Origin of the sequence: Flammeovirga sp. MY04, assembly GCF_001682195.2 — a bacterium.
Taxonomy (GTDB): Bacteria; Bacteroidota; Bacteroidia; order Cytophagales; family Flammeovirgaceae; genus Flammeovirga; species Flammeovirga yaeyamensis.
The window spans coordinates 687,958-714,915 of record NZ_CP003560.2; the positions used below are offsets into that span (position 1 = coordinate 687,958).

The following is a 26,958-nucleotide window of genomic DNA, read 5'->3' on the forward strand; positions in this document are numbered from 1 at the left end:
ATGAAACTTAAAAATATATTAATTGCCGCTTCACTAAGTGCAGCTACAATGTTTGGAACTGGGTGTACTCATAAATTTGAGGAAATGAATGACAACCCATGGACAAGTAACGATTTAAATATCAAACACATGTTGCCATTTACGCAGACTAAAGCGTATTCTAATGGTCATGAGGGTTGGAGAACATCAATTATTATGACTGGACCTATGTCTGGCATCTCTTCAACGTACATCACTACTGGATCAGGATTTGGCGAAAATGGTGAGTATACAGGTGCCTTTTTTGAGAACTTGTATAGAGATATGATCCGTAATATTGAAGATTCTAAGTTCCGTCTTAAAAAAGATGGTTCTGATGAAGCAATGGCTGATTATGGTAGATTCTCTGTAGTCAACGTGATCAACCAATTACGTGCCACTCAGTTATACGGTGATATCCCTTACTCTACAGCAGGTAAAGGCTATACAGAAGGTATTTACTACCCAGCATACGACCGTCAGGAAGATGTTCTTGAGCTAATGGTAAAAGACCTTGATGAAGCGGCAATTTTAATTTCTAAAGTAGATGAATTATCAAATTATGATGCTTACAGAGTAGGTATCCCTTACAGAGATCTATATTTGAAAATCATCAACTCATTGTACATCAAAATTGGTGTAATGATGTCTGAAAGTAACCCATCTAGAGGTGCTGAAATTTTCGCTAAAGGTTACGGTTCTAAAAACTTCATCACAGCATGGAGTGAAGCACCGGTAATTCACCACACCATGGAAGGTGGTGCTTGGGGGCACACAGTGAATGGTTATGGTGTAGCAAATAACTCTTTAGTGGGTGGTTTCTCAGGTAACTATTTTTCTCCTGAGTTATTAGAATACATGCAATCGCACCACGATCCACGTATTTTCCGTTTAGCTTGTCACTTGGATTATTCTAACTCTAGAACTGAAGCTTTCACAGATGTTTCTGTATACAAAGACTTCGATCCATTCAAACAAGCACATACAAACACACCAAATACGTTTGAAAAAGTTCACTTTAGAGGTCTTCGTTTAGGTTCTACATCTGAAGGTTCAAGATCTATCTATAAAGTCGACGGTGCAGAAGGTAATCAACAAATTGATTTCTGGGCAAACAGAACACTTGATATTGCTGAAAATGGTCAATATATTACTTTGGCTGGTATTTCTCCTGAAGTATTTAACGCAACTGCTCCTACTATTATCTTAGGTGCAGACGAAGTAAACTTCTTTATTGCTGAAGCTGCATTATTGCCAGGTTACGGTGTAAGTGAAGCAGAAGGTCAAACTTACTTGAGAAACGCAGTAACATTAGCATTATCTAAATATGATGCAGTTGGATTCGGTGGTGGATCTTTAGAAGAAGCATTTGTTGATATCTACAAGAAACAAACTGATCCAGATTATAATCATCCGGCTAACAAATCTGCTTATGTTGATGACGTGATTCAAAGATACAATGCAGCAGATAGCCAAGGTAAGAGAGAAGTAGTGGTAACTGAACACTGGGCTTCTCTAACTGGCGATTGTATTAATGCTTTTGCTTTGGTGAATAGAACAGGTTTACCTTCGTTCATCAACAGAAACCTTACAGAGACTCAAAGAAATTTCGATTTACCTGTATATGATAAAGACCCGTTGGCTAACGACGATGCAACTATCATTGGTGAAAATGAAGTTTTACTACATACTGGTGGTTCAACTGGTGGTATTCGTCCTTACCGTTTCCCTTACCCAGGTTCTGAGTTAAATGCAAACAGTGCAAACGCAGAAGAAGCAATTAACAGACAAAGAGCAGAGACTGGAGTTGGTGGAGGTACACACTTTATCGCAGTTCCACAATGGAGTAACAAGAGATAATTTTAAATAATATCTTATATAAAAAGCGAAGTTCTTCTTTCGAGGAACTTCGCTTTTTTTTGTTAAAAAAATACCAAGAATGCTTGTGAAGCGGAGACATTCTTTTCTGTATATCAATTAATAATCTCTTGCAGAACGGAATACTAACTTAATTATCAAGAAGTAAGGTTTTTAGTTTTTATAGAAAAAGATAGTCAACTATTGTAAAATATCATGTTTTTATAGCATCAAATATGGAAAAAAGAACTTTTACTAAATGCTTAATTTATTTTAGTTAAAATTAAATTTAGACTTAAATTTTAAAGTAATCCTGTTAAATAAATGCTCTCTAAATAATAGCTAGAATAACATCAATTACTTTAATTCTAAAGTAAAACCCAAAACTTAAATTCATCTGTTTATCCATAAATTATATCTAATCTAAATACACTATCTGTTTACTTAAATAGATACACACACATAATCTAAATTCTATTCATTTTTCAAATTATGAAAAAACACTTACTTCTGTTATTGAGTGTACTCCTTTGTATACTTAGTAGCTCGTATGCACAAGACCGTAAAGTAACTGGTACGGTGAAAGATGCGGCAGACAACTCTCCGCTCCCCGGTGTAAACGTTTTAATCAAGGGTACTTCAAATGGTACTGTAACTGACTTAGATGGTAACTTTTCTCTCACATTAACTGAAGGTCAGAATGCTCTGGTTTTCTCTTTTGTAGGCTACAAATCAATGGAAATGGATGCGTCTAATGCCTCTAATTTAAATGTTGCATTAGAGGTAGATGCGGAACAACTTGATGAGGTGGTAGTTACTGCCTTGGGTATTGAAAGGTCAGAAAGATCATTATCATATGCTGCTTCAGAAGTGAAGGCAGACGAACTTGGAGATGGTTCAGCAACGGGTAATGTGATGAATACTTTATCTGGTAAAGTGGCTGGTGTTCAAATTGCTCCAATTGGTGGTGCAGGTTCTTCTTCAAGAGTAGTTATTCGTGGTAACGCAGTACTAGGACGTAACAATCAACCACTCTATGTAGTAGATGGTGTTCCTATCCTTAATGAAACGGTAAAGGACGCCGGTAATAATTCCGATGGAGGAGATGTAAACACAGGCGACGGTCTTTCATCCATCAACCCAGATGATATTGAGTCAATGTCAGTATTAAAAGGTGGTTCGGCAACTGCTCTTTATGGTTCAAGAGCCATTAATGGTGTGATCTTAATTACCACAAAATCGGGAAAAGGAGGAGCCTCAGGAATTGATTTAAGTACTGGCGCTTCTTTTGATTTCGTTGGAATTACTCCACAAGATCAAACGAGATATGCCATGGGTACTTTAGGTAATGAACCTACCAATCCAAAAGCCCAAACCTCTATGTGGGGTCCAAGAATTGTGGGGCAAAGATCTTCTGCTTATTACGATGGTCAAGAAAGAACAGTTTCGGCTTTCGATAATAACTATAAAGATTTCTTTAGAACAGGGGTGACTTGGAACACGAATGTTTCAGCTTATAGGTCCAACGAAAATTCTAATGTTCGATTCTCTTACTCGAACATGGACAATAAAGGAATGGTGGATAATTCTACTTATAAAAGGAATACTTTCAATCTAAGAGGATCCACTACAGTCGTAAAGAAATTAAAAATTGACGGCAAGTTGACCTATGTCAATCAAAAGGCCCTTAACCGTATGGAAATGGGTAATTCAGTGAATAACTACATGGGTATGATGGTGGCTTTACCTACTACAATTGATCATAATTGGCTGAAAAACTATAAATCTGCAGATGGTCGTCCAATTGGTTATGACGATAAAGAAACCAACCCTTATTGGACCATGAACGAAGTGGTCAATGAAGACGAATTAAATAGGGTGATTGGTATGGCTACTGCCACGTACGAATTCACAGATTGGATAAAACTGATGGGTAGAACAGGGGTGGATTACAACTCTTTCCGTCAAGATGTGCTGCAACCATTATACACTCCTTGGTTTGAGCAAGGTAGAGCGTATCAGAGAACCAACCTTTCTATGGAGACCAATTCAGATTTCCTTATCATGTTCCACAAACAATTTGGAGATTTTGATGTTACCGCTAACGCTGGTGGAGCCTATTACAGAACTATTAATAAATATACTGATACGGGTTCCTCACAATTTAATTCTCCAGATTTCCAAAACCCTGGGGCAGGTTCACAAGTATTCCAATCGTATTCTTCTACAGAAAAAGCAATGTCTTCATTATATGCTATGGCATCAATTGGATACAAAGGTTATTTATTCTTAGACTTAACAGCACGTAATGACTGGTCTTCTACATTGCCATTAAACAATAATTCATTCTTTTATCCATCTGCTTCTGTATCTTGGATATTCTCTGATATGGACTGGACTATACCTGATTGGATGTCGTTTGGTAAAGTCAGAGCGAACATTGCACAGGTGGGTTCAGATACCGATCCATATCAACTAGCATTACAATACTCTTTAGACCCTTGGAACCATAATGGAATCAACATTGGTAGAATTGAGGGGAATAATATACCAAATAGAACATTAAGACCATCAATTCAAACTTCTTATGAGTTTGGAGTTGATTTAAGATTCTTCGAAGATCGTTTCCATTTGGATGTAGCTTATTACAGCAATTCATCTATTGATCAAATTTTACCAGTTGATATTTCAAAAGGATCAGGTTATGAGAGAGCAATCATCAATGCCGGACAAATTGATAATAAAGGTTGGGAATTCATGTTTGGTTACAAACCGATTATGAAAGAGAACTTTGTTTGGGATATGACTATCACAGCTGCATACAATCAAAACGAAGTAGTTTCTTTAACTGAGGGAGTAGAATTTTTTGAATTATTAGGTGTAAACGGAGTTTCTGTTCAAGCAATTCCGGGCCAACCTTACGGAACAATCGTTGGTTCAAAAGCATTACGAGATGCTAACGGCAACTTAGTTGTTGATGATAATGGCCGTATTCAAAAACAAGATGGTAACCACGAAATTGGTAATGGTGTTCAACCTTGGATGACAGGTTTTAGAAACACATTTACTTATAAAAATATATCCTTATCGATATTGTTAGATGGTAAGTTTGGTGGGGATATTTACTCATCAACAGAATCAAGTCTACATTCTTTAGGTAAGCATGAGAATACTTTGGTAGGTAGAGACGAATTCTATGCGAATAGAGATCAAGGAACTGGGGATGGATGGAATCCAGGTAACTTAGTTCAAGTGGATGAAAATGGAGTTTCTACACCATATACTAAATCAGTAGATCCAGAATTATATTATCCTTCTTATGCTGGTATTCACGAATTCCACATGTATGATGCTTCATTTATCAAATTAAGAGAGATCTCTTTAACCTACAGATTCTCCCAAACATTAATGGATCAAACTCCTTTCAAAAATATATCGATAACCGCTAACGCATTTAACGTGGGTTATTTGTGGAGAAATACAGACAATATAGATCCAGAAGCTTCATTTACAGCAGGGAATGGTCAAGGTGTTGAGGTATCTAACCTTGCCTTACCAAGAACATTCGGTTTTAAATTAAATATGAACTTCTAATTAATTTAAGAAAAATGAACTTAAAGAAATATATATTTAGTATCGCTATAGCTGTAATTGCATTAAATGGCTGTACGAATGACTTCGAGGAAATCAATACAAATCCTTGGACGTCGAATAACCTTGATGTACAACATTTAATGACTTTTAGTCAGTTAAAAATGTATTCAAGTGGCGCAGAAGCGTGGAGGGGAAATTTAATTGTCAGTGGGCCATTAGCTCAAAATACAGCTTGTCTATATTCAACAGGTATTGGTTTTGGTGTGGATGACGGTCACACATCACCAACCTTTGATTTAATTTATGGTGATGTTTTCCGAAATCTTACAGACGGTATTAATCGTTTAGAAGCAGAAGGAGGTAAAGAAGGGCAAGTTGCTCAATTTGAAATCATCCGAGTAGTAAACACACTTAGAGTCACTCAGTTATATGGAGATGTTCCCTATTCTGAAGCTGGTAAAGGTTTTTCTGAATTACTTTATTATCCTAAGTACGATACTCAGGAGGAAGTACTGACTAGCATGGTAGAGGATTTGAAAAAAGCAAGAACCGCATTAGAAGGAGTAAATGATAATAATTTGATTAACTATGATTTATATACTTCTGGAACTTCAGGTACCGCTAAATACATCAAGTTGGCCAACTCTTTATTAATGAAAATTGGTTTGATGATGTCAGAAGCTGACCCAACGAAAGGTGCAGAAGTCTTTAAAGAAGGTTTTAACAATGCAGGTGGATATATTTCCAATTGGTCTGAAGCTGTTTATGTACAGCACGTTTCTGAAGGTGGACCTTGGGGTGATCACGTTAACGGTACTGGTATTGCTGTTGAAGGACAAGTAGGTGGTTTCTCTTATCCTTACATTTCTGAAATAGCGATGAAATCGATGCAGGATAATCAAGATCCACGAATCTTCCGTTTGGTTTCTCAATTTGATAACTCGGGTGGTGTTAATAAAGCTATGACAGATACCACTCAATACACTAATTTCGATCCTTTCTTAAAAGCTGGAGACGAAGGCTTTTTTGTAAAAGCACACTATAGAGGGGTACGTTTAGGTGATAACGGAGACGGTAACCGTGGAGTGTTTTTCAACGAAGCAAAAGGTGGAGCACAACAAGCCGCTTATTGGGTTGATCAAAATGTGCCGGGCGATGCTGAAGATGATCCGAACCATCCATATTGGTTTAGAAATGAAGGTCAGTTTATTACCATCGCAGGTTTAAATGCAGCAACTTTTAACCAATTATCACCATCTATAGTGATTGGAGCAGATGAAGTACAATTTTGGATTGCAGAAGCAAATGAAATTCCAGCATATGGTATTTCTGATGCAGGTGCTTTCCAGAGAGGGGTTGAATTTGCTTTAGAAAAATATGATGCCGTGAAATTCCCGGGTGAAGATATTAGAGATTTGTATATCGATTTATACAAACGTCAGACGAATGCAGCCTATGATTTCGCCACTGCTAAAACAGATTATGTAACTGCTGCAGTAAATCGATATAATAGTGCTGCAGATAAACGAGATGTTGTTGTTTATGAACATTGGATCGCATTAACTGGAAATGGTTATGATTCTTACGCACTTTGGAACAGAACGCACTTACCATCTATGGTACCTGCAGTTGTTCCAGCAGCAGATAGAAACTACGATCTTCCTAAATATGCAGATGATCCATTGTTAGACAATTCTCAAGTTAAAAATGGGGTTCAGGAAGTACCTTTACACCGAGGTGGTGTAACGAACTGGGTGCGTCCTTCTCGTTTCCCATATCCAAACAGAGAGTTAAATGTAAATGCGACGAATTCAAATGATGCAATTACACGCCAAAGAGCGGGAGTAGGTGAAAGCACCAACTTTATTGCGATTAAACAGTGGTACTCAAATAAAGGAAACTAAGTTTTACTTAGATTTAAATACAGCGAAGCTCTTCTTTAAGAAGGGCTTTGCTTTTTTAAGGCAAAAAGTTGCACGTTTACAATAATTAAGATAATTCATGCGTGTTTATGCCGATTTAAGTGCTTGTTTTAGACTGATATTACTTATTTTTGCCGTATAAGAAACACTTAAAGTGTTCGACGATCAACCTAAATAATTGCAACGTGTTTTTAAAAAGCCATATAAAATCAATCACAACATGGGTATGTTTGGGCGCATCTTTGATGTCGTGTTCAACATCTACTCAAGAACAAACAACAACAACTGATCTACACTTAGTTGATTACGTAAATCCTTTTATTGGAACAGGAGAACATGGTCATACTTTCCCAGGTGCAACATTACCTTATGGTGGTGTACAATGTAGCCCGGTGAACGGTGTGAGCGGATGGGACTGGGTTTCTGGTTACCATATTTCTGATTCTTTGGTGGTTGGTTTCGGCCATCAGCACCTGAGTGGTACAGGTATCGGCGATTTGAACGATATTATTATCATTCCGACTGCTGAAAAGAAAACACTTAACGCAAAAGAACAAGATAGAACTAAACTGTCTTACACAGAAAAATATTCTCATGAGTCAGAATTAGCTACACCAGGATACTATGGTGTTACACTAGAAAATTCTGGTATACGTGCAGAAATGACTACTGGTTTGCATACAGGTTTCCATAGATGGACATATCCTGCTACAGCAACAATGCCATCCATGATTATCAACTTAGGTTTCGCTGTCAACTGGGATGGAGTAACGAAAACAGATTTAAAGAAAGTTGACGATTATACAGTAGAAGGTTATCGCTTTTCTGCAGGATGGGCACCTGATCAAAGAGTTTATTTCCAAATGAAATTTTCTCAAAAGATTGTGGATATCCGTACGCAGAAAGCAGGCGCACGTTTAGTGGCTCAAATTGCATTTGATAAAACAGACGGACAAGGTCAGATTACTGCAGCTGTTGGTATTTCTTCAGCGTCACAAAAAGGAGCAGCTATGGCTGTAAAGAAAGAAGGTAAAGGATTTGACTTTGACCAGAAAAGAATTGCAGCATCAAATATTTGGGAGGAAGCATTAGAGCAAATCAAAATCAAGACAACAGATAAAAAAGCAAGAGAAATTTTCTACACTGCTTTATATCACTCTAAAATTGCTCCTGTAACTCATTCAGACATAGAAGGAAATTACTGGTCAGCAGATCAAAAAGTAGAGAAAGCAGAAGGATATACTTATTACAGTACATTCTCACTTTGGGATACTTTTAGAGCAGTGCATCCACTTTCGACGATTATTGAATCGGAAAAAAGAAATGCAGATTTCATCAATACCATGCTAGAGCATTTTGATGCTACAGGAACACTTCCAATTTGGGTGTTAGCCGGACAAGAAAACAATTGTATGACGGGTTATCACTCTATGCCAATCTTGGCGGATGCTGTTTTAAAAGATATCAAAGGAATTGATGCTGAAAAGGTATTGCATGCAATGAAAGTTACATCAATGCAAGATCAAAGAGACTTAAAAGCATACAAAGAATACGGATTTATTCCTTTTGATAAAGGAGAAGAATCAGTAACAAAAACATTAGAGTATGCCTATGACGATTGGTGTATTGCTCAAGTCGCTAAAAAAGTAGGTGATGAAAAAGCATACAAAACCTACATGAAGAGATCTGAAGGGTATAAGCCTTTATTCGATAAAGAAACTCAGTTTATGAGAGGTTTAAATACAAAAGGTGAGTACCGCACGCCGTTTGACCCTGCAGAAGCCAATCATAGAGAAGATACGGATTACACTGAAGGAAATGCTTACCAACACTCTTGGTTTGTATTACAAGATGTACAAGGTTTAATCGATTTGTACCCATCTAAAGAAGCATTTGTAGCCAAGTTGGATGAATTGTTTACTGCTTCATCAGAATTAACAGGAGCGAATGTTTCTCCAGATATCACTGGATTAATTGGTCAGTATGCTCACGGTAACGAGCCGTCACATCATATTGCCTACATGTACAATTATGCTGGAACACCTTGGAAAACCCAAGAGAAAGTTCGTGAGATTATGGAAACTCAATACGATAACACTCCAGAAGGTATTGCCGGAAACGAAGATTGTGGACAAATCTCTGCATGGTACGTATTCAGTGCTTTAGGTTTCTATCCTGTAAACCCTGCTCAAGGAGTATATGTTATCGGATCGCCATTATTTGATGAAGCAGAAATTGAAACATCAAATGGTAATACTTTTACTGTAATAGCGAAAAACACTTCAAAAGAGAATATCTACATCGATTCAATTACTCTCAACGGAGAGAAATTAGATCGTTTATATATTAACCATAAAGAAATCATGGCCGGTGGAACATTAGAATTAGTAATGTCAAATACCCCAAACAGAACACTAGGTGTAAATACACCACCGCCATCGAATAAATTATAAATAAGAAGCGAGGACTTTTAAATGAGGGTAGTTGCAAAATCCATGAACTCAGACGGAGTGAAGTTGGGTTTGCAACAACCCAACTATTGAGAACAAAAATGAAAACGACGTTAGAAATTTGTGCATACACTGTAGATTCAGCAATTAACGCCCAAAAAGGAGGAGCAGACCGTGTGGAATTATGTGGAGGTAGATTAGAAGGTGGCACGACACCAAGCAAAGGCACAATGAAAGTGGCTAGAGAAAAAGTAACTATTGATATTTTTCCAATTATTCGCCCAAGAGGTGGAGATTTCTTTTTTACTGATTTAGAGTTTGAAGAAATGTTGGAAGACGTAAAGCTAGCAAAAGAATTAGGTATGAATGGTGTTGTTATTGGAGCACTCACAGCAGATGGAGAAATTGATGTTGAGAGATGTCAACCACTTGTAGATGCAGCAAAACCAATGCAAGTCACTTTTCACAGAGCTTTTGATATGACTAAAGATACCAATAGATCATTAGAAGATTTAATTGCTTTAGGTGTGGATAGAGTACTAACTTCTGGTCAAAGAATGACTGCTCCAGAAGGGATGAAGATATTAAAAGAATTGGTTGATCTAGCTGATGGCCGTATTGAAATCATGGCAGGGTCGGGTGTATTACCAACCAATGTAAAAGAGATAGTAGAAAAAACAGGGGTTACAGCTGTTCATTCTTCGGCATCAAAAGTAATTGATAGTGCGATGAAGTTTAAGAATGAGAATGTAGCAATGAGTAAAGAAAACCTTGATTCGGAATACCAAAGAAGTATTACATGTGAGCAAGTGGTTTCTAATCTCAGAAATGAATTAACTAAATAGACTTGATCAAATAGCATCAAAATGAAACTTAAATTTATTACCTCTTTAATTTTAGCAGCTTTTGTAATGAGCTGTGGGCCAAAAGAAATTCCATCTATTGGCAGTAAAACGTATCATGTATTTGATAACGAACATCTATTCTTCAGTCCTGATTTAAATAAAGATGGGATTAAAGAAAGTGATACTGATGCATTTTATATCGAATCGGGTAGAATTATGCTGAAAAAGCTAACGATACCAAAATTCGAAAGAGAAACGAAGGTAACTATTGTAGTAGAAGAAACTTCTGCTGGCGATCGTTGGGATAAATCAGGTTCAGTCTTTGTGATGCCCGCAAAAGGAGCCAATCTTCTTTCGGTAGTTAAAGGTGAATTTAAGTTAGCACATACAGACGATGCAGACGAAACAGATGAGTTTCCTGGAATTATTGCAGAAGGTGATTACCAACCTGCAGTAGAGTTGATGCGTTTCATGACTCCTTTTGGAGTTGGTTTCTATTCTGAAGATACTGTAACATATCCTCATAGAATGCCTTCTTATGTTGATGGATGGGCAAAGAAAGCCGTTTGGAAACAAGATATCACTCAATTGATTCCTTTATTAGAAGGAGAAATTATTGTAGGTGTACATATTGATACTTGGACCAAAGAAGGGTACAATGTAGATGTAAAACTTCATTTTGATGAGTCAGAAAATGCTTATGAACCTGCTAAGAAACGTTGGGTTTCTCCTGTTTTAAACACTGTGAGATATATTCCTCCTCAAAAAGGATGTGATAAATTCCAAAGAGCAGACGTAGGAACAACTGTCAATATTCCATCAAATACTAAAAATGTAAACCTAGCCTATATTACAACAGGTCATGGTGGACATAGTGGTGGTGACGAGTTTGTTCAGACAGAAAATATCATCAAATTAGACGATCAGAAGTTATATAGCTTTGTACCTTGGAGAACGGATTGCGCAACATTCCGTCGATTCAACCCAACAACAGGGGTTTGGTTAAACAAGAGAAAAGCATCCTACATCAATTGGGAAAAAGGAAAATATGAGGAAAAGATGGTGGAAGAACCTATTGCTTCATCCGATTATTCTAGATCAAATTGGTGTCCAGGTTCTGATGTTCCTCCAACGATTATCCCAGTTGAAAATATCTCTGGCGATCATAAGCTGACGGTATCTATGCCAACAGCTCAAAAATTGGAAGGAGATCACCAAAACTTCTGGTTTGTATCGGCTTATTTCTTTGGTGAATTGAATTAGTCAATACTAATCCGAGAATATTAAATTTAAAGGTTGTCAACCATTAAAATATACTTTATCGTAAACCCAGGAATTTATTCTTGGGCCTGCGATAAAGTACTATTGAAAAATGAGACAACCTCAACGCATATAAAAGGGTTTCTAAACAAACGGAGTTAAATGATAACCAAATGAATAAAATTACTACAATACTAGCTTTCCTCACCCTGTTACTTACAGGTTGTTCAGACAATTGGAAAGAGAACGAACTAACAAAAAAAAGCTATCCTTTAGCTTCGGATTGGACTTTCCAACAAGTAGGAAAACAAACAAAATACCCTGCTACAGTTCCAGGCACAGTACATACCGATTTATTCGATAACAAATTAATCGAAGACCCTTTCTATCGTGAAAACGAAAAGAAACTTCAGTGGATAGAAGAAGAAGATTGGACGTATGAAACGACGTTTGATGCTCCAGAAAATATCAGCAATAATAATTTTGCATTACAATTTGAAGGTTTAGATACTTATGCAGAAGTCCTATTGAACGGAGAGAAAATTTTATCTTCAGACAATATGTTTGTGGGCTATGAAACAGATATTTCTTCTTTGATCAAACAAAAAGGAAATACACTAAAAGTTTATTTTCATTCGCCCATTAAAGTAACAAAACCACTTAGAGATCAGGCGGGTTTTGAATATCCTGCAGATAATGATGCAAGAGCAGAGAAATTCTCTATTTATTCTCGTAAAGCACCTTATTCTTTTGGATGGGATTGGGGTCCAAGATTTGTGACTTCAGGTATTTGGAGACCTATCAATATCATTACTTGGAACAAAGCGAAGATCGAAGACATTCATATTCAGCAAACATCGCTAAATGATGATTTGGCTGAATTAAACACTACTGTAACAATTCAATCAGCAAAAGCAGGTAAAGCTAAAGTAAGACTAATTGCAGATAATGAACATTTCACTTCAGAAGTAAAAGAAATTGAACTGAAAGAAGGAGAAAATAAAGTTGATTTATCATCAAGTATTACCCAACCAGAAAGATGGTGGCCGAATGGATTGGGCGATCAAAAAAGATATAATATCACTACTCAAGTACTTGTTGATGGAAAATTGGTAGATCAACAATTAAATAAAGTAGGTTTGAGAACTGTTGAATTGATTAATGAGCCCGACAGCTTAGGAGAGAGTTTCTATGTGAAAGTCAATGGTCAGCCGGTATTCATGAAAGGGGTAAATTACATTCCACAAGATAGCTTCTTGCCATCGGTTACTCAAGATCGTTATGATTGGATGATCAAAAGTATGCTTGATGCCCATATGAATATGGTGAGAATTTGGGGTGGAGGTATCTACGAAAGCGATTACTTCTATGATCAATGCGACGAAAAAGGATTATTAGTATGGCAAGATTTTATGTTTGCTTGCACGATGTATCCTGGCGATAAAGATTTCTTGAGAAAAGTAGAAGAAGAAGCGACTTACAATATCAAGCGTTTGAGAAACAGACCATCGTTGGCACTTTGGTGTGGTAACAACGAAGTTGGTGTGGCTTGGGACAACTGGGGATGGCAAGATTCTTACGGTTGGAGTCAAGAAGTGCAAGACAAGCTAACAGATGACTACGATAAATTATTCAATAAATTATTACCGAAAGTAGTAGGAGAGTTAGATCCAAACCGTTTCTACTATCCATCATCACCCATTTCCAATTGGGGAGATATTAAAGATTTCTCTATTGGGGATAATCACTTCTGGGGAGTATGGCACGGAAAGTATCCTTTCGAAAGCTTTAAGGAATATGTTCCTCGTTTTATGAGTGAGTACGGTTTCCAATCGTTCCCATCTTTTGAGTCGATTAAGAAATTTACGATCGAGGAGGACTGGGGATTGGAAACAGATGTGATGAATACCCACCAAAAGAGTTATACTGGAAATGGTCTAATTAAAGTCTACATGGAAAGAGACTTTAATGTACCTACCAATTTCGAAGACTTTGTGTATGTGGGAATGTTGCTTCAAGCTGACGGAATGCGTCAGGGTTTTGAGGCTCACCGAAGCAATATGCCTTACTGTATGGGTACATTGTATTGGCAATTAGACGATTGCTGGCCAGCTGCTTCTTGGTCATCTATCGATTATTATGGCGAATGGAAAGCCTTGCATTACTCAGTACAAAGATCTTTCAGACCACAATTGATTGTCACGGATTTATCAGATAATAAGATCGAAGTGAAGTTGGTGAACGATGAGTGGAAAGAAATCCCAGTCACTTTAGAAGTAGAATGGAAAAACTTTAAAGGTGATGTCATCGCTCAAAAAGAAGTGAAAACAACTTTGGAAAGTAATGGAGTGATCACATCAATTGATGAAAAAGTATCAAAATACTTTGGTAAGATTCCATCGAATTCATTAAAAAGAGGAAGCTATTTATATCTAAAAGTGAAAGATCAGAAAGGTCAATTACTTACTGATAACTATGCTTTCTTTGTGAAACCAAAAGTACAAAAGTTACTTCCTGCAACGGTATCTACTAAAGTGATGAAAGAGGGAGATCAACTTATCGTAGAGGTTTCATCAGATGTGTTTGCAGAAAGTGTGGCATTAAGCATCGAAGGAAAAGAGGTGATCCACTTTACAGATAATTACTTCCATCTTCAGGCGGGTGAATCAAGAAAAATTGTTGTTGAAAGAACAGACTTTACTGTAAAACAATTAGAAGAGAAATTGTTAGTGAAGTGCTTAAATAACATCAAATAGATGAAGGAGTGTCACCTTAGCATGTGAAATTGTGTCATATGCTAAGGTGAGACATCGTCACTCGGTAAGGTGAAACATTGTCACTTGTTAAGGTGGAATACATCCACTCGTACACCCGGTAAATTACACTACGGACGAAACGATATAGTCGATCTTACTGCCCGGGAAATAAATCCTCATATAAAGGGTTAAAAAAGCCCTTTTTTTGAGTTAAATTAACATTGTTATAAAAGTTATTTAAAACTCCTAATAATTTAAAATCCACAATGTTATTCACTATGAACTAGCTATCTTGTTCTCCTAAATAAAGCGAATCGATTTTTTAACTGTCGATTGACTAATACGGAGAAAATACTAACGCTTGAATCAATATTAACTGCATTAAATCAATTTACTTAAATATTATTACTTATTGTTTTCCAGTACCAGAAACTGAGAAAACAACAAATTAAAATGAGATGCGAAGAAGAGATTTTATTAAAACTACAGGATTGTTATCTACAGGTATGGCATTTTCAGGAAGTCAAGCTGTAGCATCTACACTATTCACTAAAGAATTTAAATCACAAAGACCGGCAGTATCAGAAAGAAATTTTACTTCTGAAGCTGTGGAAAAAGTAATCAAGAAAGTAGCGAAGAAAATTGTCGATCCAGAATTACGCTGGATGTTCGAGAATTGCTATCCAAATACTTTAGATACCACCATTGAATTTACAGAAAAAAATGGGAGACCAGATACGTTTGTTATTACAGGCGATATCCCTGCCATGTGGTTGAGAGATTCTACTGCTCAGGTTTGGCCTTACCTTCCTCTAGCAAACGACGATAAAAACCTGAAGACAATGATCAAAGGTTTAGTGAATCGTCAAGCTGACTGTATTCAACTAGATCCTTACGCCAACTCATTTGAAAAAGACGAAACAGTGATGTCGAAATGGTCTAAGACAGATCATACAGATATGAAACCAGGAACCCACGAGCGTAAATGGGAAATTGACTCATTATGTTATGCGGTTCGTTTAGCTAATGGCTACTGGAAAACAACTGGCGATGCTTCAATTTTTGATGAAAACTGGCAAAAGTCAGCAAAGTTGATCTTAAAGACCTTCAAGGAACAACAACGTAAAGATGGAGTAGGGCCTTATACATTCTTCAGAACAACAAGTAAGCACGAAGATACTTTGGCCAATTGGGGAGCTGGAGCTTCTATCAAGCCATGTGGACTAATCGTTTCTTCTTTCAGACCTTCTGATGATTCTACAGTATTCCCTTTCCTAATTCCTTCCAATTACTTTGCAGTAGCATCTTTAAATCAGTTAGTAGATATTTATACTAACGTAATTGGGGATACTTCTTTTGCAAAAGAGTGTGCTGATTTAGCAATGGAAGTTAAAGCTGCTTTGGCTAAATATGCGGTAAAAGACCATTTGGATTACGGTAAAATGATTCCATTTGAGGTAGACGGTTACGGTAATCAATATTGTATGGACGATGCCAATGTTCCAAGTTTATTGGCCTTACCTTACCTAGATTGTATTGACGCCGATGATCCACTTTATATCGCTACAAGAAAGTTTGTATGGAGTGAAGACAATCCTTATTTCTTTAAAGGAAAATTCGAAGGCATAGGTGGACCTCACGTTGGTTTGGATTATGTATGGCCAATGTCGATCATACAGAAAGGGTTAACATCAAATGATGCGGAGGAAATTAAGTGGTGCCTTTCTAAATTGAAAGAAACACATGGTGGAACTGGATTTATGCATGAGTCATTCCATAAAGATAATCCAGAGAAATTTACACGATCTTGGTTTGCTTGGGCCAATACATTATTCGGAGAATTAGTATTTAAAACCTATCAGGAGCACCCTGAGGTATTGAAATCAAAAATATAAATTAAAGGTATCATTAGCCCACGATTAAATTCGTGGGTTGGTGATAGTTGACTTTCTAAACATTAAAGTGATTAGAAAAAAATTACCATCAACTACCAATTGAATAAATGAGATTTAATAAAGTTTTTTTGTCCCTAACACTTGTCTTTCTTTATGTTCAGTCATTTGGACAAGTTTTGCCTACACCTAAAAGTTACCTATGCTATCAAGCGAACCAACCTATTAATGTAGATGGAGCAATTGATGAGGCAGATTGGGAAAAAGCAGAGTGGACGGATTTATATGTAGACATTGAAGGGGATCATATGCCTAAGCCCAAGTACGCTACAAGAACAAAAATGCTTTGGGACGATAACTATCTATATATTGCAGCCGAAATGGAAGAGCCACATTTGTGGAGTACACTAACTACTCGCGATACGGTCATCTATTTGGACAATGATTTTGAGGTGTTTATTAACCCTATTCCAACATCACCTATTTATTATGAATTCGAAATGAACCTTCTAAATACGGTTTGGGATATGATGATGCCTAAGCCTTATAGAGATGGTGGAGGGAACATGAATTCATGGCACATCAAAGGATTAAAAACAGGTGTAAAAATGTTCGGTACACTCAACGATCCAACTGATGTTGATGAGAAGTGGACATTAGAAATTGCCTTTCCATTAGATGTATTGTCTCAAGAAAAATATCACCTTATATATCCTGAAGAAGGTAAACGTTGGAGAATAAATTTCTCAAGAGTAGAATGGCAACATGAAGTGAAAGATGGACAATATGTAAAGAAAATCAATCCAGAAACAGGTCGCCCTTATCCAGAATACAATTGGGTATGGTCTCCTCAAGGAAAGATAAACATGCATATGCCGGAACAGTGGGGTTACTTGGAGTTTACTAAAAATAAGGTAGGACAAGTAAAAGATACGGAAATTAAAGAAACAGAAGTAGAGCGTTTATACAGACAATTATATGATGTATATAGAGCACAAAGAGAGTTTAAAAAGGACAATAAGAAGTATGCTAAAAGCATAAAAGAACTTAAGTTTACAGATGCATTTACTTTTAATGGGAAAACAGTTACACCTAAAATTATCTCTATTCCACATGGATATTATGTGGTTTTAGAATTGCCTCAAGAAAAAACAACATTGATGGTAAATCAAGATAGTAAAGGAAGCATAATTAAAGAATAAATTACTTTTTCTGGTAAGAATGAAATGTCCACTTTTCTTATCAAGAAGAAACTTAACCATACTACAGAAATGAATAAAAGAGAATTTTTAAAACTAGCAGGGCTAACAACGACAGGGGTCATGATGGGGTTACCTGTCATGGGAAAATCAACTAAATTACCTAAACGTTGGATGTGGTTACATGCACACGACAATTGGACAGATGCTCAGTGGGAAGAAAAATTAGATAAGTTAGTAGAAATAGATATTGAAGCCGTTCTATTAGGAGGTAATGAAAATACCTTCAAGCGTATGTATCCTTTATTGAAAAAAAGAAATATTGAGATGCACGCTTGGATGTGGACCTTAAATAGAAATGGTGATAAAGAAGCAAAAAAACATCCCGATTGGTACACTGTAAGTGGTGATGGAAGATCGTGTTACGATTATCACCCATATGTAGATTATTACCAATGGGTATGTCCTTCGAAAGAAGAAGTCCAAGAACACATTATCAAACAAGCCGTTTCTTTAGCTAAAATTGAAGGAGTTAAAGGGGTACATTTAGATTATGTTAGATATTCTGATGTTATTCTAGCATCGTCTTTACAACCTCTTTATGGAATTGTTCAAGACAAAGAATATCCTGAATATGACTTCTGTTATTGTGATACTTGCCGTGATAAATTCTTAAATGAATCGGGTCAGGATATCAGAAAAATGGAAGATCCGACACAATCAGAAGAATGGAGACAATTTAGATACGATTCTGTAACTCACTTAGTAAATAGAATCTATGATGAGGTACACAAAGAAGGTAAGTTATTATCGGCAGCTGTGTTCCCATATCCAGAATTAGCAAGAAAAATTTGTCGCCAATCTTGGGACGATTTCAAACTAGATATGGTATTCCCAATGGTCTATAATGGTTTCTACGAAGAACCAATAGAATGGGTGAAGTTTGCCACAGAACAAGGTGTGAAATCATCTAAGCAGAAAATTAATAAACCTGTGATCACAGGTCTTTATACTCCAGATTTAAAGAGTGTAGAAGATACTAAGAAAGCCATAAAATTGGCCAAAAAGGGAGGATCTAAAGGTTTTGCCATTTTTGATCTTGGCGGAATGAAAGCACCACATTGGAAAGCGTTAAAAGACTAAATAATCAAATGAAAAAGTTACTAACAACAATTCTATTCTTTTGTACAGTTTTGAGTGGGTTTGCTCAAAACAATAGCCTAAAGTATATGTCGTTTAATATTCGATATAATACACCTCATGATAAAGAAAATGCTTGGCCTAATAGAAAAGATTGGGTGGCAGATATCGTAAAATTCTATGAAGTAGATGTATTCGGTGCACAAGAGGTGCTAGAAGGACAGTTAAATGATCTAAAGGATAGGTTACCACAAATGACACAAGTTGGTGTGGGTCGTGATGATGGAAAAAAGGCAGGTGAATTTTCTCCTATTTTCTTCAATACAAAAGAATTTAAATTATTGGATAGTGGGACCTTTTGGTTATCAGAAACTCCTGACGAACCTTCTAGTGGTTGGGATGCAGCATTACCAAGAATTTGTACTTGGGCGAAGCTGAAAAGTAAGTCGACAAAACGTACTATTTTAGTTATGAATTGTCACTATGATCACGAAGGAGATGAGGCAAGAGTTAATTCTTCTAAACTTTTAATTAAGAAGTCTCAAGAACTTTCAGAACAAGGAAAATATCCCGTAGTTTTAATGGGAGATTTTAATACGGAACCTCAAGCAGAACCGATTAAAATCTTAAGTGATTATTATCAGAATACTCGTGAGATTTCACTAACTAACCCACTTGGACCTGTGGGTACGTGGCAAGGTTTCGATTACAACAGTCCACTGGATTCTCATATTGATTTTGTCTTTACTTATGGCTATTTTAAAGTATTGAGATATGCACATATCACAGAGGCAAAAAATCAAAGATTCCCTTCTGATCACTTACCTGTTTTTGTTGAGCTACAATAAATTATAAATAAATAATGATGCGTTTAAAGTTATCTGTATTACTCATTTTAACTATCTTATCTTTCTCCTGCACACCAAATTATTTAGTGGTGACCTCGCCGGATGAAAAGTTAGCAGTAGAAGTTTCCACAAACTCTGATGGTGAAGCTTGGTATCAAGTGACCTGGGCAGGGGAACCGATAATAAAAAAGTCTTACCTAGGCTTCGAACTGAAAGATCAGCCTGCATTGGATAAAAACTTTAAGATTGTTGGAGAGTTGAGAACCACTTTCAATGAAACTTGGCAACAACCGTGGGGTGAAAATAAAACAGTGAAAGATCATCATAATGAACTAAGAGTGAAGCTACAGGAAAAAGACGGCTTGGAAAGACGTTTAGATGTAGTTTTCAGAGTATTTGATGATGGAGTTGGTTTCCGTTATGAGTTCCCAGAACAAAAGAACTTAAATGATTTTGTGATCATGAACGAGAAGACTCAGTTCCAACTTTCAGGAAATCATGATACATGGTGGATTTGGGCTGATTATGATACTTACGAAAAATTATACAATCATACTGATGTTGATTCAGCTTCTTGGGTAGCTACTCCAGTTACTTTCAAGACAAAAGAAAATTACTATATCAGTCTTCATGAGGCAGCATTGACAGATTATGCTGGTATGACATTGAAGCTAGATGAGAAACAAAAATATACATACGAATCGGTATTAGTTCCTTGGGCAAATGGTGATAAAGTAAGGACATCAGCTCCTTCGGTAACACCTTGGAGGACGATTCAAGTGGGTAGACAAGCACAAGATCTTGTGAATTCAAACTTGATTATCAACCTAAATGAACCGAACAAAATTGAAGATACTTCTTGGATTAAACCTATGCAATACTTAGGTATTTGGTGGGAATTCCATATTGGTACAAAAGAATGGAAGGAAGGTCCAAGACAAGGAGCTACAACAGAAGCAGCGAAGAAATATATTGATTTTGCCGCTAACCATAACATCGGTGGTGTAGTGGTTGAAGGTTGGAACTCAGGTTGGGATAAATGGGGTCAGAAAGATGCTTTTGATCACATTACTCCAGCAAAAGGTTACGACCTAAATGAAGTAGCAAAATACGCTAAAGACAATGGGGTAGCTTTAATTATGCATAACGAAACAGGTGGTGATATCCCATCATATGAAAAGTATATGGATGAAGCATTTAATCTTTATGAGGATTTAGGTATCAATGCTTTGAAAACAGGTTATGCGGGTGGTATCTTCCCAAGAGGCGAGCATCACCATGGTCAGTTTATGGTGAACCACTACCGTAGAGTAGTCGAAAAAGCTGCCAAGCATAAAATTATGTTGGATGCTCACGAACCAATCAAACCAACAGGTATCCGTAGAACATGGCCAAACATGATGACACGTGAAGGTGTTAGAGGTATGGAATGGAACGGATGGTCAGATGGTAACCCTCCTAAGCACACATTAATCTTACCTTTCACTAGAATGTTAGGTGGACCAATTGATTATACTCCAGGTATTTTTGATGTGAAATACGAGAATTCACCAAATAGAGTAGCTTGGAATACAACGGCAGAAATCATGAACGAAGCTAGAGTGCACACCACTTTAGTGAAACAAATGGCATTATCAATTATTCTTTACAGCCCATTACAAATGGCTGCAGATTTGGTTGAGAATTATGAAAAAGACTTAGCGGCTTTCAAATTCTTAGAAACATCAACAGCAGATTGGGATGAAAGTAAAATGCTTTCTGGTCAAATTGGTGAATATGCAATTACTGCTAGAAGAGCAGGTGATGAATGGTTTATTGGTGCTGCTACTGACGAAACAGGTAGAGCTGTGAGCGTAAGTTTGGACTTCTTAGAGCCGAATAAATTATATAAAGCCACTATCTACACGGATGCGCAAGGTACCACTTACTTGAACAATCCGAAGAAATATGAGATTCTAGAAAAGAACGTGACTTCTGAAGAAGCACTTCTTATTCAGATGAACTCGGGTGGTGGTCAAGCAATACATTTCAAGCAGTTACAATAAGTCAATTGTTTATCAAGAAGAAAGGGGAAGCTATTTGTTTCCCCTTTTTTTTATGTCTTTTTTGTATTGCATTAAAGTAAGGAAAGCTAAACTTTTAAATGGAGCCCATTTTTCACCTATCAATTTCAACTCTTTTTTACCTACTTTTTCTCTTTCAGGATAATAGAGTTTTTGCATCATATTTTTGAGATGGAAATCGTCATAAGAAAGGATATTAGACCGCTCTAGAGAATACAATAAAATCATGTCTATTGTCCAAACACCAATACCTTTAATTGATTTTAGATGAATTCTTACCTCGTTATCATCAAGTGATAACCAATCTATTGAATGTTCTGTAAAGAAGGTGACCGTATGATGTATTGTCTCGAACTTCCTTTCTGATAACTTGATTTGGCTTAAAGCCTGTTCTTCAAAAATGGGAAAGTTATCTAGTGTAAGAAGAGTAATATCAGCATTAGCTAGTAAGTTCTTAAATATATTTTTAGTACTTCTATAATGAATTTGCTGTTCGATAACACAACTCATTAAATCATGAAATATAGAATGAGTATTTTCGATAGGCTCTAATTCGACCTTATGGAGTATATTCGATAATATGGGATCAACTTCCGATAAGTGCTTATGTGCTTCTTTATTCATGGATATATAACTCGGCTTTGCTTAAAAAGTTATACTGCAAACTAAATCAAAGAACCCTAGAAAAAGGATTAATGTAAATTGTTACTAAAGTGTTAATTAATTCATTATATATCTAATAATGTATTATATTACGTACATAATTAAATACATGATTACATGCTTATTACTTCAATAACCAATTTCAGAAATAACGCAAAAGAGTGGTTAGATAAGATAACTAATAACTCTGAAGAACTTGCTATAACCACAAAAAAAGGTAATTACATTATTGTAGAAGAGGCTGAATATAGATCTTGGAAAGAAACATCGTATATTCTCAGTGACAAAGATATTGTTGATGAAATTAAACAGTCTGATCGTGATCGTAAAGAAGGCCGTTCAAAGAGTTTTGATAATGTCGATGATCTTTTTAACCACCTAGATGAACTTTAAAACTACAGCTACTTTTGATAAAGGATATAAAACCCTTAAAAAGAAAAATAGAAAATCGGATATGGATAAGATCAAGGAACTTATCCAAGACATCAGTATTAATGGTCTACTTTGTTGTAAAGGAAGTCCCGAAGCTCTGAAGAATAATTTATCTGGTTATTATTCAAGGAGAATCAATAAAAAAGATCGTCTTGTATATTATGTAGATGGTGATGACATCTATTTGTATAGTTGCTTTGAGCATTATTAAATTAAACAATAAAAAACCCATGACTTCAATCATGGGCTAATTAAAACGACCAAGAAGTTTCTTCCAACTTAGTCAAATGTATTTCCTTAAAAAGAAGCAGGAAGTACTTCCTCGTCTTCATTTCTTTTTCTCTTCCAACGCTTGTGCGTCCATAACCAATAGGGAGGATTTTCTTGAATTACTTTCTCTAAGAATCTATTATGACGTTCAGTAATAGCACCATGAGGTTCGTTTAATGGATCTTCAGTCACCACATCGAAAGTTAACTTATAATAGCCTCTTTTCACTTTAATCGTTTTAGTGAAAATAACCACCATATTGTTTTCTTTTGCATATTTCTCAGGCCCAAAGAAGCAAGCAGTTTCTTGATTCAGGAAATCAGTCCATATTACATTCTTACTGTAAGTGGGCGATTGGTCAGCTCCAAAAATAACAGCAAAAGGCTTTTCATGTTTTTTGCTAAAGAATTCTTTCGCTTCATTTTTTTCGATAAATACAGTACCGAATTGACTTCTAGATTCCTTCATACGCTTGTTGAAGAAATCGTTTGATAATTTAGAGAAAAGTGCATGGACTTCTCGTCCAACAGCCTTGGTAGCTGAAGTTGCGGCAAATTCAAAATTATTGAAGTGAGTACCAATAACACATAAGTTCCTGTCCTTATATTTATCGATCAGACCATTGTCATCATACTCAATATGCTGAAAGAACTCATCTTCCTTAATACTATAAACCTTAAATGATTCTACGATTAAATCACATAAATGCACATAAAACTCTTTTTCAATCTCAATGATTTCATCATGTGATTTTTCTGGGAATGAGTTCTTAAGGTTCGTTCTCACCACACTTGTTCTATACTTTAAGATCCTGTATAAAACAAAATAAAGGAAATCAGAAATCTTGAATAAGATACTGAAAGGTAACAATGTGATTGGTTTAATAAATATGCCGTAAATAATCTTGGTGATCATTATAAAGTATAATTGTTATGGTTGATTTCACTGAAACGGTTCGAAAGGTAATCAATAAAATCCAAATCTTAATTTATTGTTACCAAGTATTATACAATGAAATAGGATAACTCTTTGAAGTCTAGTGATAAAACTCACTAATATTTGATAATGAAAATGGAAAAAAGAGACTCGAATACGTTAACTTTACAAGTGAATCTAAAATAAAAATTACTTATTAATTATAATGACAAATTATCAATTAGGCATCTTCAACGAAGAAGCAAACGTATTTAACGTTTCAGAATTCAAGGTTACATCAAGTGATATCCCTTCGATCAAAAAGGCAATTAAAAAAGCGATTAAAACAGAAGACGAAGGGATAGAAGTAGTTGTATCTTTCGGGAAAGATGTATTAGATAAAATATCACCAGCACATCTACCAGAAAAGCTAAATTCATTTAAGACGTTGGAAGGTAAGAATGGATATTCAATGCCATCTACACAAGCGGATATTTATTTTAGAATTGTAGGTGTTGATACATCTGCAGTGTTAGATCAGACATTAAAGATTCAAGAATCGTTAACTGATGTTGCCGAAGTGGTATTATCAGAAAATGGATTTGTATATAAAGACCATAGAGACTTAACAGGTTTTGTAGATGGATCTGCCAATCCTAAAGAAGAAAAGAAATATGCTGCTGCTTTAATTCCAGCAGGTGAAAAAGGAGAAGGTGGATCTTTTGTTTTTCATCAGAAATGGGTTCATGATCTACAGAAGTTTAACGAGCTTCCCGTAAGTGTTCAAGAAAAAATTATTGGAAGAACAAAAGTAGATTCAATAGAATTAGAGGGTGATGATATGCCTGTAGATTCTCACGTATCTAGAACAGATGCGAAGCATGATGGAGTGGCTATGAAAATATGGAGAAGATCTTTCCCATTTGGATCAGCTAAGGAAAGAGGATTAATGTTTATCTCATACACATGTGATCCTTTCCGTGTAGACATTCAATTAGATAGAATGTTGGGCAATACAGAGGATGGACACTCAGATCAAATTATGAATTATTCTACTGCTGTTACGGGTGCTTATTCTTTTGCACCATCGACTAACGATCTTGCAGAAATATTGGATTAGAAATATATTATTTAAAAAAAGCCGTCTAAAACATAGTATAATGATTTAGACGGCTTTTTTATTATATATGTTTTATCACTTTGCAAGGGTTGCCTACAGCAACAGTATTAGAAGGGATGTCTTTTGTGACGACACTTCCTGCTCCGATAGTGACATTGTCCCCAATAGTCACCCCAGGTAGAATAACTACATTTCCTCCAATCCAAACTCGGTTTCCAATTTTGATAGGTTTACCAAATTCAACACCATTACTTCTTTCAATAGGATCAACGGGATGTCCAGCAGTCGCAATTAGTACATTAGGTGCGATAAAAACATGATAACCGATTTCAACAGGAGCAACATCCAAGATGGTAAGGTTGAAATTACTATAAAAGCTATGGCCAATTTTTATGTTATATCCATAATCAACTCTAAATGGAGCTTCGATATGTGCATTAAATTCTTGTCCGAATAATTCATCCAAGACCTCTTTTTTAAGATCTACAGGAGAATCATTGTATTCTTTCATTAATTTTTTCGCTCTTTTTCTATCCGCTACTAAAGAAGGTTCATCCGCATTATAGGGTAAACCATTGATCATTTTTTCTTTTTCAGTCATATTGATAACGTTAGTTTGTGTTTAAACTAAATATACGAGTTGTTGATTTTAAGTCGATTAAGATTGTTGGTGTTTTAATAATACTTAACATAATGAATAAATATTCATTTATACACCACTTAAGGTGTTAAAAAACCGTAAAATATAAAGCATCAAATAACTTATGAAATTATGAAACTCACAAAAATCTTAGTAGCTGTTGCTTTTTCCTCAGCATTATTTAGCTGTGATAATACAAATAAAATAGAACCAGAAAATATTCAACCTCAAACTGAAAGTCCAAATCAAACACCTGATGGACAAAGTGCGACCACAAATTTTGATAAAATTACATTGGGAACTCCAACAGTGGAAGATTCGAAAGATATACAATTAGTTGAAAGTAATTCATTTGCTGTCGATCGTCAGATTAACGATATGGTAGTGAATGGTAATAAAATATATGTAGTAGATGGGGGTGCTTTTGATAATCAAGTAGTGGCTATGGATATTGCAAATGGTCAGAAGACATCATCATTTAAAACGGGTAATTATTCTACTGTTACCTATAACAAGGCAGGTTTGGTAGTTGTAGAAGCTGGTGAGGATATCATACAATTGGGTTTGGATGATCAAGGAGATATCACCACTGAAACCATGAAAAAAGATAATCCATATGGTACAATGTTCTTAAACTATGTCTTAGTGGATGGTAATCATACGTATTGGTTTGACCCATCTGAAAAAATTAAAGATTATACACTTGATAATGGAGTCTTAAAAGATAATGGAACACTAGACTTTACATTAAGCTTTGGTATGAATGCTACTCAAGATGCTAATTATATTTATGCATACAGTGGGGATAAAGTGGCTATTATTAACAAGGAAACAGGCGATTTATTTAAAACTTTGTCAGGTTTAAAAGGTAAAGTAACTCTTGCTGTGAATAGTAATTATTTATTTGTTGCAGAAAGAGATGACAATACCCTAACTGTTTACCATAAAACATCATTAAAAGAAATGGCTTTAATAAAATTGAATGATATATCTGAAATTGGAGCAAATGAAGACAAAGTAGTTGCTTACTCGAAAGATGATAAAAAAGTAACTGTCTTTGATATTCAATAAAGA

The 26,958-nt window shown here is 35.9% G+C and carries 19 protein-coding genes; 16 read left to right on the forward strand and 3 right to left on the reverse strand.

The annotated features are described in order from the left end of the window. The 12 genes from MY04_RS02815 (at position 1) to MY04_RS02870 (ending at position 21,826) form a co-directional block, all read left to right on the forward strand. Complete coding sequence (locus MY04_RS02815) at positions 1 to 1,878, forward strand: SusD/RagB family nutrient-binding outer membrane lipoprotein (RefSeq protein ID WP_066206007.1); 1,878 nt, start codon at positions 1 to 3, stop codon at positions 1,876 to 1,878. Between the two features lie 489 nt (positions 1,879 to 2,367). Then, positions 2,368 to 5,469 (forward strand): SusC/RagA family TonB-linked outer membrane protein, encoded by a 3,102-nt coding sequence (locus MY04_RS02820; RefSeq protein ID WP_066206013.1) that lies wholly within the window; start codon positions 2,368 to 2,370, stop codon positions 5,467 to 5,469. 14 nt (positions 5,470 to 5,483) lie between these two features. After that, entirely contained in the window at positions 5,484 to 7,373 is a 1,890-nt protein-coding gene (locus MY04_RS02825; RefSeq protein WP_066206015.1) for a SusD/RagB family nutrient-binding outer membrane lipoprotein, read from the forward strand. A 203-nt stretch (positions 7,374 to 7,576) separates the two neighbouring features. Next, positions 7,577 to 9,844, forward strand: coding sequence for a GH92 family glycosyl hydrolase (locus MY04_RS02830; protein WP_084005742.1), 2,268 nt, complete (start codon positions 7,577 to 7,579; stop codon positions 9,842 to 9,844). A 98-nt stretch (positions 9,845 to 9,942) separates the two neighbouring features. Next, a complete protein-coding gene (locus tag MY04_RS02835; RefSeq protein WP_066206022.1) occupies positions 9,943 to 10,686 on the forward strand; it encodes a copper homeostasis protein CutC in 744 nt (247 codons plus the stop codon). Between the two features lie 21 nt (positions 10,687 to 10,707). Beyond that, positions 10,708 to 11,949 (forward strand): PNGase F N-terminal domain-containing protein, encoded by a 1,242-nt coding sequence (locus tag MY04_RS02840; protein WP_066206025.1) that lies wholly within the window; start codon positions 10,708 to 10,710, stop codon positions 11,947 to 11,949. A 170-nt stretch (positions 11,950 to 12,119) separates the two neighbouring features. Next, on the forward strand, positions 12,120 to 14,702 hold the full coding sequence (locus MY04_RS02845) for a beta-mannosidase (protein WP_066206028.1): 2,583 nt from the start codon (positions 12,120 to 12,122) through the stop codon (positions 14,700 to 14,702). A gap of 458 nt (positions 14,703 to 15,160) precedes the next feature. Beyond that, positions 15,161 to 16,597 (forward strand): glycoside hydrolase family 125 protein, encoded by a 1,437-nt coding sequence (locus tag MY04_RS02850; RefSeq protein WP_066206031.1) that lies wholly within the window; start codon positions 15,161 to 15,163, stop codon positions 16,595 to 16,597. 107 nt (positions 16,598 to 16,704) lie between these two features. Then, complete coding sequence (locus MY04_RS02855) at positions 16,705 to 17,796, forward strand: carbohydrate-binding family 9-like protein (RefSeq protein WP_066206034.1); 1,092 nt, start codon at positions 16,705 to 16,707, stop codon at positions 17,794 to 17,796. A gap of 69 nt (positions 17,797 to 17,865) precedes the next feature. Next, entirely contained in the window at positions 17,866 to 18,936 is a 1,071-nt protein-coding gene (locus tag MY04_RS02860) for a putative glycoside hydrolase (protein ID WP_158297531.1), read from the forward strand. Between the two features lie 8 nt (positions 18,937 to 18,944). Next, positions 18,945 to 19,781, forward strand: coding sequence for an endonuclease/exonuclease/phosphatase family protein (locus MY04_RS02865; protein WP_066212980.1), 837 nt, complete (start codon positions 18,945 to 18,947; stop codon positions 19,779 to 19,781). A 14-nt stretch (positions 19,782 to 19,795) separates the two neighbouring features. Beyond that, complete coding sequence (locus tag MY04_RS02870; RefSeq protein ID WP_101958129.1) at positions 19,796 to 21,826, forward strand: glycoside hydrolase family 97 protein; 2,031 nt, start codon at positions 19,796 to 19,798, stop codon at positions 21,824 to 21,826. 30 nt (positions 21,827 to 21,856) lie between these two features. Here MY04_RS02870 and MY04_RS02875 read toward each other — a convergent pair whose 3' ends face one another. Then, entirely contained in the window at positions 21,857 to 22,468 is a 612-nt protein-coding gene (locus tag MY04_RS02875; protein WP_066206040.1) for a DNA-3-methyladenine glycosylase family protein, read from the reverse strand. Between the two features lie 156 nt (positions 22,469 to 22,624). On the opposite strand from MY04_RS02875, the gene MY04_RS02880 reads away from it, so the two are divergent. Further along, complete coding sequence (locus tag MY04_RS02880; RefSeq protein ID WP_066206043.1) at positions 22,625 to 22,900, forward strand: type II toxin-antitoxin system Phd/YefM family antitoxin; 276 nt, start codon at positions 22,625 to 22,627, stop codon at positions 22,898 to 22,900. Beyond that, positions 22,890 to 23,150 carry a Txe/YoeB family addiction module toxin gene (locus tag MY04_RS02885; RefSeq protein WP_066206046.1) on the forward strand — a complete coding sequence of 87 codons (261 nt, stop codon included), beginning with the start codon at positions 22,890 to 22,892 and terminating at the stop codon, positions 23,148 to 23,150. Before MY04_RS02880 ends, MY04_RS02885 begins: the two co-directional genes overlap by 11 nt. Before the next feature lie 86 nt (positions 23,151 to 23,236). On the opposite strand, the gene MY04_RS02890 is transcribed toward MY04_RS02885, so the two are convergent. Further along, positions 23,237 to 24,124 (reverse strand): lysophospholipid acyltransferase family protein, encoded by an 888-nt coding sequence (locus MY04_RS02890; RefSeq protein WP_066206048.1) that lies wholly within the window; start codon positions 24,122 to 24,124, stop codon positions 23,237 to 23,239. 226 nt (positions 24,125 to 24,350) lie between these two features. On the opposite strand from MY04_RS02890, the gene MY04_RS02895 reads away from it, so the two are divergent. Beyond that, positions 24,351 to 25,244: a Dyp-type peroxidase gene (locus MY04_RS02895; RefSeq protein WP_066206051.1), complete on the forward strand. Its 894-nt coding sequence runs from the start codon at positions 24,351 to 24,353 to the stop codon at positions 25,242 to 25,244. A 61-nt stretch (positions 25,245 to 25,305) separates the two neighbouring features. Here the strand turns inward: MY04_RS02895 and MY04_RS02900 are convergent, their stop codons facing one another. After that, entirely contained in the window at positions 25,306 to 25,845 is a 540-nt protein-coding gene (locus MY04_RS02900) for a sugar O-acetyltransferase (RefSeq protein ID WP_066206053.1), read from the reverse strand. A gap of 171 nt (positions 25,846 to 26,016) precedes the next feature. On the opposite strand from MY04_RS02900, the gene MY04_RS02905 reads away from it, so the two are divergent. Then, positions 26,017 to 26,955 carry a hypothetical protein gene (locus MY04_RS02905; protein WP_066206056.1) on the forward strand — a complete coding sequence of 313 codons (939 nt, stop codon included), beginning with the start codon at positions 26,017 to 26,019 and terminating at the stop codon, positions 26,953 to 26,955. The last annotated feature ends 3 nt before the right edge of the window (positions 26,956 to 26,958 follow it).

Coding starts and splice junctions, on each gene's coding strand:
- MY04_RS02865 (WP_066212980.1), top strand. CDS start 18,945: ATGAAAAAGTTACTAACAACAATTCTATTCTTTTGTACAGTTTTGAGT.
- MY04_RS02895 (WP_066206051.1), top strand. CDS start 24,351: ATGACAAATTATCAATTAGGCATCTTCAACGAAGAAGCAAACGTATTT.
- MY04_RS02900 (WP_066206053.1), bottom strand. CDS start 25,845: ATGACTGAAAAAGAAAAAATGATCAATGGTTTACCCTATAATGCGGAT.
- MY04_RS02885 (WP_066206046.1), top strand. CDS start 22,890: ATGAACTTTAAAACTACAGCTACTTTTGATAAAGGATATAAAACCCTT.
- MY04_RS02905 (WP_066206056.1), top strand. CDS start 26,017: ATGAAACTCACAAAAATCTTAGTAGCTGTTGCTTTTTCCTCAGCATTA.
- MY04_RS02880 (WP_066206043.1), top strand. CDS start 22,625: ATGCTTATTACTTCAATAACCAATTTCAGAAATAACGCAAAAGAGTGG.
- MY04_RS02845 (WP_066206028.1), top strand. CDS start 12,120: ATGAATAAAATTACTACAATACTAGCTTTCCTCACCCTGTTACTTACA.
- MY04_RS02870 (WP_101958129.1), top strand. CDS start 19,796: ATGATGCGTTTAAAGTTATCTGTATTACTCATTTTAACTATCTTATCT.
- MY04_RS02840 (WP_066206025.1), top strand. CDS start 10,708: ATGAAACTTAAATTTATTACCTCTTTAATTTTAGCAGCTTTTGTAATG.
- MY04_RS02825 (WP_066206015.1), top strand. CDS start 5,484: ATGAACTTAAAGAAATATATATTTAGTATCGCTATAGCTGTAATTGCA.
- MY04_RS02850 (WP_066206031.1), top strand. CDS start 15,161: ATGCGAAGAAGAGATTTTATTAAAACTACAGGATTGTTATCTACAGGT.
- MY04_RS02835 (WP_066206022.1), top strand. CDS start 9,943: ATGAAAACGACGTTAGAAATTTGTGCATACACTGTAGATTCAGCAATT.
- MY04_RS02890 (WP_066206048.1), bottom strand. CDS start 24,124: ATGATCACCAAGATTATTTACGGCATATTTATTAAACCAATCACATTG.
- MY04_RS02820 (WP_066206013.1), top strand. CDS start 2,368: ATGAAAAAACACTTACTTCTGTTATTGAGTGTACTCCTTTGTATACTT.
- MY04_RS02815 (WP_066206007.1), top strand. CDS start 1: ATGAAACTTAAAAATATATTAATTGCCGCTTCACTAAGTGCAGCTACA.
- MY04_RS02860 (WP_158297531.1), top strand. CDS start 17,866: ATGAATAAAAGAGAATTTTTAAAACTAGCAGGGCTAACAACGACAGGG.
- MY04_RS02875 (WP_066206040.1), bottom strand. CDS start 22,468: ATGAATAAAGAAGCACATAAGCACTTATCGGAAGTTGATCCCATATTA.
- MY04_RS02855 (WP_066206034.1), top strand. CDS start 16,705: ATGAGATTTAATAAAGTTTTTTTGTCCCTAACACTTGTCTTTCTTTAT.